This is a genomic window from Kitasatospora sp. NPDC058243, assembly GCF_042882025.1.
Lineage (GTDB): Bacteria > Actinomycetota > Actinomycetes > Streptomycetales > Streptomycetaceae > Kitasatospora.
Window position 1 is genome coordinate 119,893 of sequence record NZ_JBHVWW010000004.1, and the last position, 16,440, is coordinate 136,332.

Consider the following 16,440-nt stretch of genomic DNA (forward strand, 5'->3'; position numbering starts at 1 on the left):
GCCGGGGCCTGTCGGTGGTGGGCGCTAGGGTCCCGGCATGACGAGGCGTGTGCCGGTGATCGGCGAGGGTGAGCGGCGGGCCCGGGTGGGGCGGCGGCAGTTGCTGGCGCCGTCGGTGCGGGTGGCGCGGGTGGAGCAGGTGGCGGACGCGCTGGTGGGGCTGCACGCGTCGGACCCGGCGACGGTGTACCTGTCGGCGTGCGCGCGGCTGGTGGAGCCGTCGGCGGCGGAGGTGGACCGGGCGCTGTACGAGGACGTCACGCTGGTGAAGCTGCTGTCGATGCGGCGGACGCTGTTCGCGGTGACGGAGGGCTTCGCGCCGCACGTGAGTTCGTCGACGGCGCGGGCGATCGCGGCGAGGGAGCGGGCGACGCTGCTCAAGCACCTGCGGGACCACGCGGACGGCTGGGACGAGGCGCGGCTGGCCGGGGCGGAGCGCGCGGTGCTGGCCGCCGTGGCCCGGCGCGGCGAGGCGACGACCAAGGAACTCGGGGACGACGTACCGGAGTTGCGCGAGACGATGCTGATGTCGGCGGGCAAGCCGTACGAGAGCCGGCAGAGCGTGGGCAGTCGGCTGCTGCGGGTGCTGGCCGCGGACGGGCACGTGCGGCGGGGTCGTCCGCGCGGGTCGTGGTTGAGCAACGTCTATCCGTGGGCGCCGGTGCCGCAGTGGCCGGAGGCGCCGGTGCGGGAGGCGAAGGCGGAGGTGGTGCGGCGCTGGCTGGCCGGGTACGGCCCGGCGACCGTCGAGGACGTGAAGTGGTGGACGGGCTGGACGCTGGGGGACACCCGCCGGGCGCTGGCGGACGTGGGCGCCGAGGACGTGGAGCTGGCGGGCGGGGCGGCGGCGCTGGTGCTGCCGGGGGACGCCGGGCCGGTGGCGGAGCCGGAGCCGTGGGCGGCGCTGCTGCCGGCGCTGGATCCGACGGTGATGGGCTGGCGGGGGCGGGACTGGTACCTGCGGCCGGAGGACGTGCCGGCGCTGTTCGACCGGGCGGGCAACGCCGGGCCGACGGTGTGGTGGTGCGGCCGGGTGGTGGGCGGCTGGGCGCAGCGGCCGGACGGCGAGGTGGTGTGGCGGTTGTTCGGTGATGTGGGGGCGGAGGCCGGGGCGGCGATCGCGGCGGAGGCGGCGCGTCTGGCGGGCTGGCTGGGGGAGGTGCGGGTGACGCCGCGGTTCCGGTCGCCGTTGGAGCGGGAGTTGGCGGCGGGGTAGGTCACCGGCCGGCGGGGCGGTTCACCGCTCGGCGGGCGGTTCACCGGCCGATGGCGTGGTTCAGCGGCGGGTGAAGCGGCTCACTGGGCCGGCGGGGTGGCGCGCTGGGCCGGTGGTGTCGCGCTCGTCGCCGGGTTGGTGGCGGCGCCGGTGGTGCTGGGTGGCGTGGTCGGGTGGGTGGGCCGGGTCTGGGTGGGTCGGGGGGTGGGGCTGGACTGCTCCTGGGTGGTGGTGGGCTGGGGTGGTGCCTGCGGGCTGGGCTGTTCCTGGGTGGTGGTGGGCTGCGGGGCGGGCGCGCTGGGGGCGTGGGTGGGGGTGTCGGGCACGGGGGTGCTGCTGGGGGGTTCCTCGCTGCTGCCGCCGCCGGTGGTGGGGGTGGTGGCGGTGGGGCTGGGGGTGGTGGTGGCGCTGCTGCTGGGGCTGAAGTCGGGGGCGGGGGTGTCGCGGCCGGTCTGGAGGTCGAACTGCTGGGTGGTGGTGCCGTCGAGGGCGGCGCTCATGTAGGCGGTCCAGATCCGGGTGGGGAAGGTGCCGCCGTTGATCCGGGCGAGTCCGGCGGTGCCGGCCAGTGGTTCCTTGGCGTGGGTCTTCGGGTTCTCGCGGAACAGGCCGACGGTGGTGGCGAGTTCGGGGGTGTAGCCGGCGAACCAGGCGGAGAGGTTGGAGTCGGTGGTGCCGGTCTTGCCGGCGGCGGGGCGGCCGAGGTCGAGGGCGGCGGCGCCGGTGCCGCGGGGGCCGATGACGTCGCGCAGGACGTCGGTGACGGTGTCGGCGTAGGGCCGGTCGATGGCGTCGACGGGGGTGTGGTCGGGCATCTTGGGGGCGTCGACGGCGCCGCCGGTGTGGACGCGTGCGAGTTTGAGGACGGACCAGGGGGCGTTCGCCTGGCCGTGGTTGGCGAGGGTGGCGTAGGCGCCGGCCAGGTCGAGGGCGCTGGGGGTGGCGGTGCCGAGGGTCATCGAGGTGTTGGCCGGGTCCATGCCGCGGACGCTGTCGGGGATGCCGAGTTTGACGGCGGTGTCGCGGACGCGGGCGAGGCCGGCGTCGACGCCCTCCTGCGCGTACACGGAGTTGACGGACTTCACCATGGCGTAGCGCAGGGTGATGTTGCCGTAGTCGACGTCGTCCTCGTTGGGCGGCGCGTAGGGGGTGGGGCCGCCGGTGACGGGGCGTTCGCTGGTGCCGTCGTAGCGGGTGTCGGGGGTGATCGGTCGGCCGTCGAGGGTGTGCTGGGCGATGAGGCCGGCGGCGAGGTCGACGGGTTTGAAGGTGGAGCCGATCTGGTTGTCCTGGCGCAGGGCGTCGTTGTAGGGCTGTTTGGCGTAGTCGGGGCCGCCGTAGACGGCGACGACGCGGCCGGTGGCGGCTTCGACGGAGGCGCCGGCGACCCGGACGTCGGTGTCGGTGGCGGGGCGGCGCTGGGGGTCGAGTTCGTCGGTGAGTTCGTCCTGGACGGCCTTGTGGAAGGCGTCCTGCTTGGGCTTGTCGAAGGTGGTGGTGATGCGCCAGCCGCCGGCCTTGAGGGTGGCGGTGTCGATGATGCCGGCGGAGACGAGGTAGTCGTCGGCGACGCCGACGAGGTAGCCGGCCTGGCCGGAGAGGCCGGTGGCGGGCTGGGGGTCGATCGGTTCGGGGAAGGTGGTGGCGGTGCGTTCGGCGTCGGTGAGGAAGCCGAGTTGGACCATGCCGTCGAGGGTGTAGTGCCAGCGGGCGATGGCCTTCTCGCGGTTGGCGGGGGTGGCGGTCTTGACGTCGTAGCTGCTGGGGGCCTGGAGGAGGGAGGCGAGGTAGGCGCCCTGGGCGGGGGTGAGGGCGGAGACGTCGACGCCGTAGTAGGCGTGGGCGGCGCTCTGGATGCCGTAGGCGCCGCGGCCGAAGTAGCTGCTGTTGAGGTAGCCGGCGAGGATCTCGGGCTTGTCGCGTTGCTGGTCGACCTTGAGGGCGATGAAGAGTTCGCGGCCCTTGCGTTCGATGGTCTTGTCCTGCGTCAGGTAGTAGTTCTTGACGTACTGCTGGGTGATGGTGGAGCCGCCTTGGGTGCCCTTGCCGGTGAGGGTGTTCCAGCCGGCCCGGAGCATGCCTTTGAGGTCGATGCCGCGGTTGCGGTAGAAGGTGCGGTCCTCGGCGGAGACGACGGCGTGCTGGGTTTGCGGGGGGATCTGGTCGATGGTGACGTCGGTGCGGTTGACGGCGCCGGTGCGGGCGATCTCGGTGGTGTCGTCGGCGTAGAGGTAGATGTTGTTCTGGGCGACGGCGTGGGCGTTGGGGTCGGGCACCGGGACGATGACGTAGAGCACGGCGAAGGCGCCGGCGGTGAGCAGGAGCGCGGCGGTGAGGGCGCCGAGCGTGATGCGCCAGGTGGGCAGGAGCCGGCGCCAGCGGGGGAGGGCTCGGCGGGCCGCGCGGCGGGCGGCTCGTTTGGCCTGGCGTCGGGTGCTCAAGGTCATGCCGCGATTATGTGCTATTTGATGGCCGATCAGGGGGTGGTCGGGGGGTTGGCGTGCTCGGGGAAACCGGGTGCGGCGGCTGGTCCTCGGCGCTACGGTGAAAGGTGCAAACCAGGTAGCGCCTCGCATGGCGCACCCGCACAGCGCACCCAGTTCCGTCAGCTCCGCGCGTTCGGCCCGGTACCCCCGGGTTCGGCCGGTCGGAGCCGCTGGGGTGTGCGCGGACGTCGGCGGGCATCCGTCTGCCCGTATTTGTCGACAAGGAGACAATGTGCTGAATCTCGCACCCGCGGAGACGCGGACCGCACGCCCTCCTGATCCCACCGGACCCCTGCCCGTCCTCGGGCTCTACGCGGCCGTCGCCCGCGGCGCCTTCCGCCGCTACTCCACCTACCGGGCCGCCACCCTGGCCGGGACCTTCACCAACACCGTCTTCGGCATCATCCTGGCCTCCTCCTTCCTCGCCCTCTGGCAGGCCCGCCCCGGCCTCGGCGGCTACGACCAGAGCCAGGCCGTCACCTACATCTGGGTCAGCCAGGCCCTGCTGGTCACCGTCGCGGTGTGGGGCGGCGGCTTCCAGGACGACCTCCAGGACCGCTTCCGCAGCGGGGACATCGCCGTCGACCTCTACCGCCCGGTCGACTTCCAGGGCTGGTGGCTGGCCACCGACCTCGGCCGGGCCGCCTTCCAACTGCTGGTCCGCGGCACCGTGCCGCTGCTCGTCGGCGCCCTGGTGTTCCGCACCCGGATGCCCGAGCAGCCGCTGACCTGGGCGGTCTTCCTGCTCTCGGTGCTGCTCGCGCTGGTGGTCAGCTTCGGGCTGCGCTTCCTGGCCTCGATCACCGGCTTCTGGCTGCACGACTCGGACGGGGTGCGCTCGGTGATGCTGGTGGTCTCGATGTTCTTCTCCGGGATGCTGCTGCCGATCGTGCTCTTCCCCGGCCTGCTCGGCGACCTCGCCGCGGTGCTGCCCTGGGCGGCGCTGGTGAAGGTGCCGACCGACGTCTTCCTGGAGCGCTCGACCGGCGCCGGCCTGCTCGGCGCGCTCGGCTTCCAGCTCGCCTGGGCCGTCGCCCTGCTCGCCGCGGGCCGGGGCGCCCAGTGGCTGGCGACCCGCAAGGTGGTGGTGCAGGGTGGCTGAGCCGATCGTGCCCCGCACCGCGTGGGCGGTCCGCTCCTGGTGGCTGTGCGCCCGGATGTGGATGCGCTCGATGATGGCCTACCGGGCCTCCTTCGCCCTGAACCTGGTGGCCAGCCTGGCCACGCACTCGCTGGACTTCGTCGTCCTGGTGCTGATGTTCCGGCACACCGACCAGCTGGGCGGCTGGCGCCTGCCGGAGATCGCCTTCCTCTACGGCACCGCGACCTTCGCCCTCGGCGTGGCCAACCTGCTGGTCGGCTCGGTCGAGGGCCTCGGCGTGCGGATCGTCAACGGATCGCTGGACACCATGCTGATCCGGCCGGCGCCCGCGCTCGCCCAACTGTGCGCCGAACGCTTCTCGCTGCGCCGGCTCGGCCGCCCGATCCAGGCACTGGCCGTGCTCGCCTGGTCACTGGCCGCCCTGGACGTCCACTGGACCTGGGACCGTGTGCTGCTGGTGCCCGCCCTGCTGGTCTGCGGCAGCGTCATCTTCGGCGCGATCTACGTCGGCGGCGCGACCGTGCAGTTCTGGTGGGGCGAGTCCAAGGAGATCCAGAACTCCTTCACCTACGGCGGCGCGACCCTGCTGCACTACCCGCCGACCATCTTCGCCAAGGAACTGGTGGCCGGCGTGGTCTTCGGCGTCCCGCTGGCCTTCGTCAACTGGCTGCCCGCCCTGCACGTCCTCGGCCGGCCCGACCCGCTCGGCCTGCCCACCGCCTTCCAGTACGCCTCCCCGCTCGCCGCCGCGCTCTGCGTCGCCGCCGCCGGGCTCGCCTGGCGGGCCGGACTGCGCGCCTACCGCGGCACCGGCAGCTGAACCTACCGGGGCACCGGTAGCTGAACCCCCCTCCTACGCAAGGAACCCCCATGGCACTGATCGAACTCGAGGACGTCCGCCGCACCTTCACCGTGCGGGCCCGCACCGGCCGCTTCAGCCGGGTCAAGCGCGAGGTGCGCGCGGTGGACGGGCTGAGCTTCACCGTCGAGGCCGGCGAGTGCGTCGGCTACATCGGCCCCAACGGCGCCGGCAAGTCGACCACCATCAAGATGCTCACCGGCATCCTCGTGCCCAGCGGCGGGCGGCTGCGCGTCGCCGGAGTGGACCCGGCCCGCGAACGCGTCGCGCTGGCCCGCCGGATCGGCGTCGTCTTCGGCCAGCGCACCACGCTCTGGTGGGACCTCCCGCTGTGCGACTCCTTCGAACTCGCCCGCCGGATCTACCGCATCCCCGACCGCCGATATCGCGAGAACCTCGCCCGCTGCGTCGAACTGCTCGACCTGGAAGGGCTGCTGGACACCCCCGTCCGCCAGCTCTCGCTCGGCCAGCGGATGCGCGGCGACCTCGCGGCGGCGCTGCTGCACGACCCGCAGGTGCTCTACCTGGACGAGCCGACCATCGGCCTGGACGTGGTCAGCAAGGGGGAGGTGCGCGAGTTCCTGCGCGAGGTGAACCGGGACCGGGGCACCACCGTGCTGCTCACCACGCACGACCTGACCGACATCGAGCAGCTCTGCGGCCGGGTGATGGTGATCGACCACGGCCGGGTCGTCTACGACGGCGGGCTGGACGGCCTGCACGCCACCGGGCGCAGCGAGCGCACCCTGGTGGTCGACCTGGCCGAGGCCCGGCCCGCGATCGAGGTGGCCGGCGCCCGGGTGGTGAAGGTCGAGGGGCCCCGGCAGTGGCTGGCCTTCCCGGCGCAGCAGAGCGCCGCGCCGATCGTGGCGGCGGTGGCCGCGCGCTATCCGCTGGTGGACCTGTCGGTGCGCGAGCCGGCGATCGAGGACGTGATCGCGCGGATGTACACGGAGGTGGCGATCGGCTGACCCTCCCGAACGCTGAACGTGTGTTCGGGCGCTGTCACCCGTCCGGGGAGGGCACGTGACTCCCCGGCGGGCAGCCGAGTTGACGTTGCATCGCTCGGCGAACAGCACACCGGAGGGCAGCGCTTCTCGATGACCGGACCCGATGTGACCGTGGTGGTCGCGGTCTACAACACCATGCCCTACCTCACCGCCTGCCTGGACTCGCTGGTCGGGCAGACCCTGGCGCCCGGGCGGCTGGAGGTGGTGGTCGTCGACGACGGCTCCACGGACGGCGGCGAGGCCGTCCTGGACGACTACGCCGCCCGCCACCCCGGGCTGTTCCGGGTGGTGCACCAGCCCAACTCGGGCGGCCCGGCGGCCCCCACCAACCGGGGCCTGGCGCTGGCCCGAGGCCGCTACGTGCTGTTCCTCGGCGCGGACGACTGGCTCGGCGCCGAGGCGCTGGAGCGGCTGGTCACGGCGGCCGACGCCTGGGGTTCGGACGTGCTGGTGCCCAAGCAGGTCGGGGTGAACGGGCGGCTGGTGCCGCAGGGGATCTTCCACGCCAACGCCGAGTCCGTCGGCTTCACCGACTCGGCGCTGGCCTGGGCGCTGTCCGACACCAAGCTGTTCCGGATGGACCTCGTCCGGCGCCACGGGCTGCGCCGCGACGAGGAGTTGAAGGTCTTCTCGGACCAGCCGTTCACTCTGGAGGCCTGCCTGCGGGCCGGCCGGGTGTCCGTCCTCGCCGACTACGACTGCTACTTCCTGGTGCTGCGTGAGGACTTGGGCAACGTCACCCAGCGGGCCGGGGTGCTGGACCGGTTGCGCGGGATCGCGGCATTGCAGCAGGTCGCCGCCGATCTGGCCGAGCCCGGCGGGGAGTTGGACGCGATCCGGGCCCGCAGTTTCGCCTGGGACGTGCCGCGGCTGCTCCAGGACGACTTCCTGTTGCTCGACGACGCCGTGCAGGAGCAGGTCTGCGCCGAGGTCGGCCGGCTGATCGAGCGCTTCGACGCCCGAGCGGTCTACCCGCGGCTGCCCGTCGCCGAGCGGCTGCGGCTCGAACTCGCCGCCGCCGTCCGGCCGGAGGCGCTGCGGGACCTGATCCGGTACGAGGCCGCGCACGGCGACCCGCCGGTGGTCGTCGACGGGCGGCGGCACTACGCGGGCTACCCGGCGTTCCGGGACGCCCGGCTGGGCCTGCCGGACGAGTTGTTCCTGCTGGGCGAGGAGCCGGTGCGGCTGCCGGTGGAGGTCCCGCCGCTCAACCTGGCCCAGCAGGTGTGGCGCGGCGCCGTGCCGGCCCAGCTGCGGCGCGGGCTGCGGCGCTACCCGGTGTGGCGCCGGCTCGCCAACACGGTGAACGGGGGCCGGGGGTGAGCGGGGCCCCGGAGGCCGGGGCCGCCGGAGGCCGGGCGCCCCGGAGGAGAGGGGACGCGGGGATGAACGGGACGCGAGGATGAACGGGGTGCGGGGATGAGCCGGGCGATGGACGTCTGCGTGGTCGGGCTGGGCAAGCTGGGCCTGCCGCTGGCCGTGCAGTTCGCGCTGAAGGGGCACCGGGTGACGGGGGCGGACATCGCCCCCGGGGTCGTCCACAGCGTCAACCAGGGCGTGCCGCCGTTCCCCCGGGAGGCGGGTTTGGACGAGGCGCTGAAGCGGGTGGTCGCCGAGGGGCGGCTGCGGGCCACCACCGACACCACGGCCGCCGTCGCCGCCGCCGAGGCCGTGGTGCTGGTCGTCCCGCTGGTCACCGCCGCCGACGGCACCCCGGACTTCGGCCTGCTCGACGCGGCCACCGACGCCGTCGCCGCCGGGCTGCGCCGGGGCACCCTGGTCAGCTACGAGACCACCCTGCCGGTCGGCGTCACCCGGGGCCGCTGGGCGCCCCGGCTGGCGGCCGGCTCCGGGCTGGCCGCCGGGGCGGACTTCGCGCTGGTGTTCAGCCCGGAGCGGGTCCGCACCGGGCGGGTCTTCGCCGACCTGCGGCGCTACCCCAAGCTGGTCGGCGGCGTGGACGCCGCCTCGACCCGGCGCGGCGCCGAGTTCTACCGGGCCGCGCTGGACTTCGACCCGCGCCCCGACCTGCCCCGGCCCAACGGCGTCTGGGAGCTGGCCTCGGTGGAGGCGGCGGAGTTCGCCAAGCTCGCCGAGACCACCTACCGGGACGTCAACATCGCGCTCGCCAACCAGTTCGCCCGGTACGCCGACCGGGTCGGGGTGGACTTCGCGGAGATCGCCGACGCGTGCAACTCGCAGCCGTACAGCCACCTGCACCGGCCCGGCATCGCGGTCGGCGGGCACTGCATCCCGGTGTACCCGCGGCTGTACCTGTGGAACGACCCGGGTGCGACGGTCGTGCGGGCCGCCCGGGAGGCCAACCTGGAGATGCCCGGGTACGCGGTCGGGTTGCTGGACGGCGCGCTGGCGGGCGGGATCGCCGGGCAGGGCGTGCTGGTGCTCGGGGCGGCGTACCGGGGCGGGGTCAAGGAGACGGCGTACTCCGGGGTGTTCCCGCTGGTCGAGGCGGTGCGGGCGGCGGGGGCGCGGCCGTACGTCAGCGATCCGCTGTACGGGGGCGGGGAACTGGCGGCGCTCGGGCTGCCCCCGTACGAGGGGGAGCCGGTGGTGGCGGCGGTGCTCCAGGCGGACCACCCGGAGTACCGGGGGCTGGCACCGGAGGACCTGCCGGGGGTGCGGGTGCTGCTGGACGGGCGGCGGTGCACGGATCCGGCGGTGTGGGCGGTCGAGGGGGTGCGGCGGATCGTGCTGGGCGGGGCCTGATCGTGCTGGGCCTGATCGTGCTGGGCGGGGCCTGAGGGGGCTGCGGTTCAGGGCCCGAGGACGCGTGGTGCGGGGCGTGCGGGGCGTGCGGCTCGCCGCGTCGGCGGGCACGGCGTACCGCACGCGGCGTGAGTGGGCGGGCACAGGGCGTGCGCCTGGCTGTGCGCGAGGCGTGCCCGGGCGCGCAACCAGGCGCGTGATCGCGGGGCGCGCTCTCACCCGCGCCGGGCAGCGGGCAGACTGGCGGGGTGAGTGACGAAGCCTTCAGCGGTACGGGCCCCGGGGTCCGGTTCACCGCCGCCGACGAGCAGAAGAGACATGGCGTCCGCCGGATGAAGACCATCGCGACCGGCCTGCTGGCCTTCGCGAGCCTGGTCTTCGCCCTCGCCACCTGGGCCAAGGCGGCCGGCGCCGGCTCCTGGGCCGGGTACGTGGCGGCGGCCGCCGAGGCGGGCATGGTCGGCGCGCTGGCCGACTGGTTCGCCGTGACGGCGCTGTTCCGCCGCCCGTTGGGCCTGCCGATCCCGCACACCGCGATCATCCCGACCAAGAAGGACGCCTTCGGGCGCTCGCTCGGCGACTTCGTCGGCGACAACTTCCTCTCCGGTCACGTGGTGCGCGGCCGCCTCGCGTCGCTGGGCATCGCCCGGCGGCTGGGGGAGTGGCTGGCCGCGCCGGGCAGCGCCGAGCGGGTCACCAAGGAGGCCTCGGCGGCGCTGCGCGGGGTGCTCGCGGTGCTCCGGGACGACGACGTGCAGGCGGTCGTCGCCGAGGCGGTGACCAGGCGGGCGGCGGCCACCTCGGTGGCCGAGCCGATGGGCCGGATGCTGGGCAAGGTGGTCGCGGACGGCGGGCACCACGGCGTGGTCGACCTGGTGGCCGTCCGGGCGCACGGCTGGCTGACGGCCAACCACGAGGAGGTGGTCCAGCGGGTCACCCAGAAGACCCCGGGCTGGACGCCCAAGTTCCTCGACAACCAGGTCGGCGAGCGGGTCTACAAGGAGCTGATGCGGTTCGTCACCGACATCCGGGACGACCCGGACCACCCGGCCCGCGGCGCCATCGACAACTTCCTCGCCGACTTCGCGACCGAACTGCAGACCGACCCGGAGACCATCGCCCGGGTGGAGCGGGCCAAGGTGGAACTGCTGGCCCGGCCCGAGGTGCAGGACCTGATCGCCTCCACCTGGGCGGCCGTCCGCACCCTGGTGGTGAACGCGGCCGAGGACGAGGACAGCGAACTGCGCCGGCGCATCCGCGAGGGCGTGAGCAGTTTCGGCGCGCGCCTGGCCACCGACGCCAAGCTCCAGGCCAAGGTGGACGGCTGGCTGCAGGACGCCGCCCAGTACCTGGTCGACACCTACCGCGCCGAGATCACCTCGCTGATCTCCGAGACGGTGGCGGGCTGGGACGCCGACGACGCCTCCCGCAAGATCGAGGCCAACGTGGGCCGCGACCTGCAGTTCATCCGGATCAACGGCACCGTGGTCGGCGCCATGGCCGGGCTGCTCATCCACACCGTCGCGACCGCCCTCGGAGGCTGACCCCGGGGCGGCCTATCCTTGCCAGCACCTGTCGGTACGCGCGTAGAGGAAGTAGGGAACCACCGTGGTCCAGCCGGACGGAAGTCGGATCGGAAACCCCAGTGGCCAGGGGGGCATCGAGGCGTTCATCGCCGGGATGCCCAAGGCGGAGCTGCACGTCCACCACGTGGGCTCGGCCTCGCCGCGCGTCGTCGCCGAGCTGGCGGCCCGCCACCGCGGCCGCTCGAAGGTGCCGGTCGACCCGGCGGCGCTCGCCGAGTACTTCACCTTCACCGACTTCGCGCACTTCATCGACGTCTACCTGAGCGTCGTGGACCTGATCCGCGACGCCGAGGACGTCCGCGCGCTCACCTACGGCGTGGCCGAGGACATGGCGCGCCAGAACATCCGGTACGCCGAACTGACCATCACCCCGTACTCCTCGGTCAAGCGGGGCATCCCGGACGTCGCCTTCATGGAGGCGATCGAGGACGCCCGGCTGCGCGCCGAGAAGGAGCTCGGGGTCGTACTGCGCTGGTGCTTCGACATCCCCGGCGAGGCCGGCCTGGAGGCCGCCGAGGAGACCGCCCGGCTCGCCGTCGACCTGGCCCCCGAGGGCCTGGTCAGCTTCGGCCTCGGCGGCCCGGAGATCGGCGTGCCGCGCCCGCAGTTCAAGCCCTACTTCGACCGGGCGCGGGCGGCCGGCCTGCGCAGCGTCCCGCACGCGGGCGAGACCACCGGGCCGGAGACGGTCTGGGACGCGATCCGGGTGCTCGGCGCCGAGCGCATCGGGCACGGCACGCAGTCGGTGAAGGACCCGGCGCTGCTGGACCACCTGGGCGAGCACCGGATCCCGCTGGAGGTCTGCCCGACCTCCAACATCGCCACCCGGGCGGTGGAGCGGATCGAGGAGCACCCGATCAAGCGGATGGTGGACGCCGGGCTGCTGGTCACCATCAACAGCGACGACCCGCCGATGTTCGGCACCGACCTCAACGCCGAGTACGCCGTCGCGGCGCGGCTGCTGGGCCTGGACGAGTCCGGGGTGGCGGCGCTGGCGCGCAACGCGGTCGAGGCGTCCTTCCTGGACGTGGCGGGCAAGGCGCGGCTGGCGGGCGAGATCGACGCGTACCTGGCGGGCTGGAAGGCCTGATTCCCGGCGTCCGCCCTGGTGGACGCCCTGTGAAGTGCCCCGTGAACCGCCCCGCCGGCAGCTGCCGGCGGGGCGGTTTTCTGTCCCCATTCGGACATGGTGCCAAAGTGGCGCCATTAATGGCTCGACATGGCACCACTGCTGTGCCATGCTGAAGCCATGGACCTCACGCCGTACGTCGAAAACCTTCGGAACGAGCTCGCGGTGGCCGCGGGCACGGGCGGGGACGAAGCCCGCGCGCTGGCCGAGCGGCTGACGCTGCCGCTGGATTCGGCCGTGCGGCTCACCCTGCTCAACGCGCTCTCGGCCGCGATGGGCGAAGTGACCCGCGAGCTCGCCCCCGGCTCGGTGGACGTGCGGCTGCGCGGGCTCGATCCCGAGTTCGTGGTCACCGTACCGCCCGGCACCGACGCCTTCCACGGTGATGTGCCGCCCGTGGTGCCACCGATGGCGCCGATGGTGGCATCGGTGGTGCCAGTGGCGCCGCCAGTGGTGCCGGAGTCGGACGAGACGGGCACCGCCCGGATCAACCTGCGCCTGCCCGCCCACCTCAAGGCCCGGGCGGAGGAGGCCGCCGGGCAGGAGGGCCTCTCCCTCAACGCCTGGCTGGTCCGGGCCGTCGCCGGCGCGCTGGAGGCCGGCGAGCCGGCCGCCCGCCCGGCCGCCGCACCGGCCCCCCAGCCGACGGTCCGCCCGCGCCGCGGCGGCCAGGGCTTCACCGGCTGGGTCCACTGACGCTTCCGCCCGCTCCATCCGCTCCGCCTGCCAGACCCGCTCCATCCGCTCCATCCGCGCTCCATCCGCAACGACGTCACCCCCGCTCCGACCAGCGGGAACACCCATCAGAGTCAAGAGGACGGGACAGCCATGCCTACGTACGAGACCGACGGACCGATCTCCGCCACCCTCGAATTCGAGATCGGCTCGGTGCGGATCAGCGCGAGCAAGCGCACCGACACCGTGGTCGAGGTCAAGCCCGCCAACCCCGCCGAGGAGGCGGACGTCAAGGCCGCCCAGCAGACCCAGGTCGACTACGCCGGCGGCCGGTTCACCCTCAAGGGCCCGAAGAAGCGCTCGCCGTTCGGCCGGATCGGCTCGATCGACATCCTGATCGAGCTGCCGGCGGGCTCCGAGGTCAACGCCGACGCCCCGATGGCCACCTTCGTCGCCGAGGGCCCGCTCGGCGACTGCCGGCTGAAGACCTCGCTCGGCCGGATCCAGGTCGAGCAGGCTGCGAGCGCGCGGCTCAAGACCGACCACGGGGAGGTCCGGGTGGACTCGGTCGCCGGGGACGCGGAGGTCTCCGGGCTCGGCCGGGTCGCGGTCGGCACGGTCGGGGGCACGCTGACGGTCAAGAACAGCAACGGCGACACGGAGGTCCGCGAGGTCCACGGGGCGCTCAAGGCCAGCTCCTCCTTCGGCCGGATCGAGGTCGGCACCGCCCACGCCGGGGTGGACGCCAAGACGGCGCACGGCCCGATCCGGATCGGCCGGGTGGAGCGCGGCCAGGTCACCATGCAGACCTCCCTGGGGGACTTGGAGGTCGGCATCGCGGAGGGCACGGCGGCCTGGCTCGACGTGCACAGCAAGGTCGGCACCGTGCGCAACGCCCTCGGTGCGACGCAGGGCCCGGGCGACGCCCGGGAGACCGTCGAGGTCCGCGGCCGCACCCAGCTCGGCGACGTCGTGATCCGGAGGGCGTGATGGCGGCGATCTCGGCAGTCGGACTGACCAAGTCCTACGGCGACAAGGCCGTGCTGAACGGCATCGACCTGGAGATTCCGGCGGGCAGCGTGTTCGCCCTGCTCGGGCCGAACGGCGCCGGCAAGACCACCACCGTGCAGATCCTCTCCACCCTGATCCCGGCCGACGGCGGGGTGGCCCGGGTGGCCGGGCACGACGTGGTCGAGCAGGCCTCCGGGGTGCGGGCGGCGATCGGTGTCACCGGCCAGTTCTCGGCGGTGGACAACCTGCTCACCGCCGAGGAGAACCTGCTGCTGATGGCGGACCTCAACCACCTCCCCCGTCGGGAGGGGCGGAGGCGGGCCGAGGAACTGCTGCGGCGGTTCGACCTCACGGAGGCGGCGCGCAAGCCGGTCGTCACCTTCTCCGGCGGCATGCGGCGCAAGCTCGACCTGGCGATGACGCTGGTCGGCGATCCGCGGGTGATCTTCCTCGACGAGCCGACCACCGGGCTGGACCCGCGCAGTCGGCGGACGATGTGGGAGATCATCCGGGGACTGGTCGCCGACCACGGGGTGACGATCTTCCTCACCACCCAGTACCTGGACGAGGCCGACGAACTCGCCGACCGGATCGCCGTCCTGGACGGCGGGCGGATCGTCGCCGAGGGCACGGCGGACGAGCTGAAGCGGATCGTCCCCGGCGGGCGGATCCGGCTCCAGTTCGCGGACGCGGCCCAACTGGGGGCTGCCGCCGGGCTGTTCGACTACGCGGCGGTCGACACCGAGGCGCTGCGGCTGGACATCCCGGGGGACAACTCCGTGGTCACCGTGAAGGCGGTGCTGGACGCGCTCGACAACGCCTCGGTCCGGGCCGAGTCGCTGGTCGTGGAGACGGCCGATCTGGACGACGTGTTCCTCACCCTGACCGGGGAGAGCGTCCGATGAGCGCTTCGGTGAGCTACGCGGTCAGTGACTCGCTGACCATGCTGCGACGCAACCTCAAGCACGCGCTGCGGTACCCGTCCCTGACCTTCGCGGTCGTGATCATGCCGGTCATGATGCTGCTGCTGTTCAACTACGCCTACGGCGGCGCGCTCGGCGCGGGCATCGGCGGCGGCAGCTACATCGACTACGTGACGCCCGGCATCCTGCTGATGGCGGCCGCCTCGGGGTCGCTGGTCACGGCGATCGGGGTCTGCGTCGACATGACGGAAGGCATCGTCAACCGCTTCCGCACGATGGCGATATCGCGCTCGGCCTTCCTGGCCGGGCACGTGGTCGGCAGCGTGATACAGACCATGCTCGGCCTGGTCCTGGTGGTCGGCGCGGCCCTCGCGATGGGCTTCCGGCCCAACGCCGGGCTGGTGGAATGGCTGGCGGCCGTCGGACTGCTGCTGTTCGTCACCATCGCGCTGACCTGGATATCGGCGGGCATCGGGCTGGTCGCCAAGACGGTGGAGAGCGCCAGCAACCTGCCGATGCCGATTCAGTTCCTGCCCTTCATCGGCAGCGCCATCGTCCCGCCCGACTCGATGCCGACCGCCCTGCGGTGGTTCGCCGAGTACCAGCCGTTCACGCCGATCATCGAGACCCTGCGGGGGCTGCTGATGGGCACCCCGATCGGCAACAGCGCCTGGAGCGCGCTGGCGTGGTGCACCGGGCTGACGCTGATCGGCTACTTCTGGTCGAGGAGCGTCTTCTACCGGCGGTGACGGGGGTACGGCCGGTAGCGGGAGGCCCGGGTGGACAGCGATGTCCGCCCGGGCCTCCCGGCGTCGTGGCCGGTCCTGAGTCGTGGCCGGTACCGGTGGACGCCCCAGGCCTGGGCCGGAGCCGACCGGAGCCCCAACCGCCGGACATCCGGTAGTAAAGTCCGGGCAAAGGCTCACCCTGGGGAGGGGCGCATGACGGCGGCACGTCGCAAGCGGATCGTGTGGTGGCTCAGAGGTGTGGCGCTGGCGGCGCTCCTCGTCTATCTGCCGGGCTATCAGGCCTCGTTCTCAGGTGGGCTGGTGGAGGTCGAGCGCTGGCTCAACCACCCGCTGCCGCTGCTCGGCGCCACCGTCGCGCTGGCCGTGGTCTCGCTGGTGATCCAGTTCGAGTTCCGCACCTGGTGGTCGCAGGTCGGCTGCGCGGCCGCCCTGGTGTCGCTCGTCTTCCTCGGGGGGTTGGCCGTGCTCCTGTCGCTGCTGCTCGACCGCGACGGGCAGCCCGTCAGCCGGAAGAGCCACCCGGAGCGCCCGGACCGCGTGCTGACCGTGACCGACGTCGCCTTCTCGATCGACCCGATCTACCGGGTCGAGCTGTTGACCGGCAGCGGCTGGTCCGCCCGCCACTGGGAACTGGGCGAATGGGACATCCGTGGCGGCGAGTTCGGCAGGGTCGACTGGTCCGGGCCGGACCGGATCGCTGTGACCGGGGTGAAGGGGACCGAGACCGTGGTGTTCACCCTCGACCCGGACGGCCGGCCGAGCCGGCAGGGCCCGGCGCCCCGGTAGGCCGGGAGGCCGGTAGAGCTGAGGGGAGCGGTGGGGGGAGGGGGAAGGGGGGGGGGGTCGGGTGGTGAAAAAAAAGGTTTTTCGACGGGCCATGGCTCAACGCCGCAACGAAACGGCGGCGGGGCGGGGCGGGGTGACCCCGGAACCCTCCCCGGGCCCGGCTGGAGGCGCTGGGCTACGC

General features: G+C 73.3%; 14 protein-coding genes. 13 read left to right on the top strand and 1 reads right to left on the bottom strand.

Annotated elements, in window-relative coordinates; all coding sequences use genetic code 11:
• The first annotated feature begins 37 nt into the window (after window positions 1-37).
• Window positions 38-1,216, top strand: a complete 1,179-nt coding sequence (locus tag ACFVX9_RS04785) for a winged helix DNA-binding domain-containing protein (RefSeq protein WP_387980386.1) — start codon at window positions 38-40, stop codon at window positions 1,214-1,216.
• Window positions 1,217-1,296: 80 nt separating this feature from the next.
• Here the strand turns inward: ACFVX9_RS04785 and ACFVX9_RS04790 are convergent, their stop codons facing one another.
• Entirely contained in the window at window positions 1,297-3,663 is a 2,367-nt protein-coding gene (locus tag ACFVX9_RS04790; RefSeq protein WP_387980388.1) for a transglycosylase domain-containing protein, read from the bottom strand.
• A gap of 331 nt (window positions 3,664-3,994) precedes the next feature.
• On the opposite strand from ACFVX9_RS04790, the gene ACFVX9_RS04795 reads away from it, so the two are divergent.
• The 12 genes from ACFVX9_RS04795 to ACFVX9_RS04850 all read left to right on the top strand — a co-directional run bounded on the left by ACFVX9_RS04795 (window position 3,995) and on the right by ACFVX9_RS04850 (window position 16,259).
• Entirely contained in the window at window positions 3,995-4,804 is an 810-nt protein-coding gene (locus ACFVX9_RS04795) for an ABC transporter permease (RefSeq protein WP_387980454.1), read from the top strand.
• The gene (locus tag ACFVX9_RS04800; protein ID WP_380479622.1) at window positions 4,797-5,624 is read left to right on the top strand and encodes an ABC transporter permease; all 828 of its coding nucleotides are present in this window, start codon (window positions 4,797-4,799) and stop codon (window positions 5,622-5,624) included. Before ACFVX9_RS04795 ends, ACFVX9_RS04800 begins: the two co-directional genes overlap by 8 nt.
• Before the next feature lie 50 nt (window positions 5,625-5,674).
• Window positions 5,675-6,634: an ATP-binding cassette domain-containing protein gene (locus ACFVX9_RS04805; protein ID WP_387980390.1), complete on the top strand. Its 960-nt coding sequence runs from the start codon at window positions 5,675-5,677 to the stop codon at window positions 6,632-6,634.
• 129 nt (window positions 6,635-6,763) lie between these two features.
• A complete protein-coding gene (locus ACFVX9_RS04810) occupies window positions 6,764-7,996 on the top strand; it encodes a glycosyltransferase family 2 protein (protein ID WP_387980392.1) in 1,233 nt (410 codons plus the stop codon).
• 108 nt (window positions 7,997-8,104) lie between these two features.
• A complete protein-coding gene (locus ACFVX9_RS04815; RefSeq protein WP_380479686.1) occupies window positions 8,105-9,400 on the top strand; it encodes a nucleotide sugar dehydrogenase in 1,296 nt (431 codons plus the stop codon).
• Window positions 9,401-9,648: 248 nt separating this feature from the next.
• Entirely contained in the window at window positions 9,649-10,944 is a 1,296-nt protein-coding gene (locus ACFVX9_RS04820; protein WP_063349233.1) for a DUF445 domain-containing protein, read from the top strand.
• 64 nt (window positions 10,945-11,008) lie between these two features.
• A complete protein-coding gene (locus ACFVX9_RS04825; RefSeq protein WP_380335122.1) occupies window positions 11,009-12,076 on the top strand; it encodes an adenosine deaminase in 1,068 nt (355 codons plus the stop codon).
• 159 nt (window positions 12,077-12,235) lie between these two features.
• On the top strand, window positions 12,236-12,811 hold the full coding sequence (locus ACFVX9_RS04830) for a YlcI/YnfO family protein (protein ID WP_380335120.1): 576 nt from the start codon (window positions 12,236-12,238) through the stop codon (window positions 12,809-12,811).
• 132 nt (window positions 12,812-12,943) lie between these two features.
• Complete coding sequence (locus tag ACFVX9_RS04835; RefSeq protein WP_380374598.1) at window positions 12,944-13,780, top strand: DUF4097 domain-containing protein; 837 nt, start codon at window positions 12,944-12,946, stop codon at window positions 13,778-13,780.
• Window positions 13,780-14,706, top strand: coding sequence for an ATP-binding cassette domain-containing protein (locus ACFVX9_RS04840; protein ID WP_380479628.1), 927 nt, complete (start codon window positions 13,780-13,782; stop codon window positions 14,704-14,706). Before ACFVX9_RS04835 ends, ACFVX9_RS04840 begins: the two co-directional genes overlap by 1 nt.
• Entirely contained in the window at window positions 14,703-15,473 is a 771-nt protein-coding gene (locus ACFVX9_RS04845) for an ABC transporter permease (RefSeq protein WP_380335114.1), read from the top strand. Before ACFVX9_RS04840 ends, ACFVX9_RS04845 begins: the two co-directional genes overlap by 4 nt.
• Before the next feature lie 192 nt (window positions 15,474-15,665).
• A complete protein-coding gene (locus ACFVX9_RS04850) occupies window positions 15,666-16,259 on the top strand; it encodes a hypothetical protein (RefSeq protein ID WP_380374595.1) in 594 nt (197 codons plus the stop codon).
• Window positions 16,260-16,440: the final 181 nt, after the last annotated feature.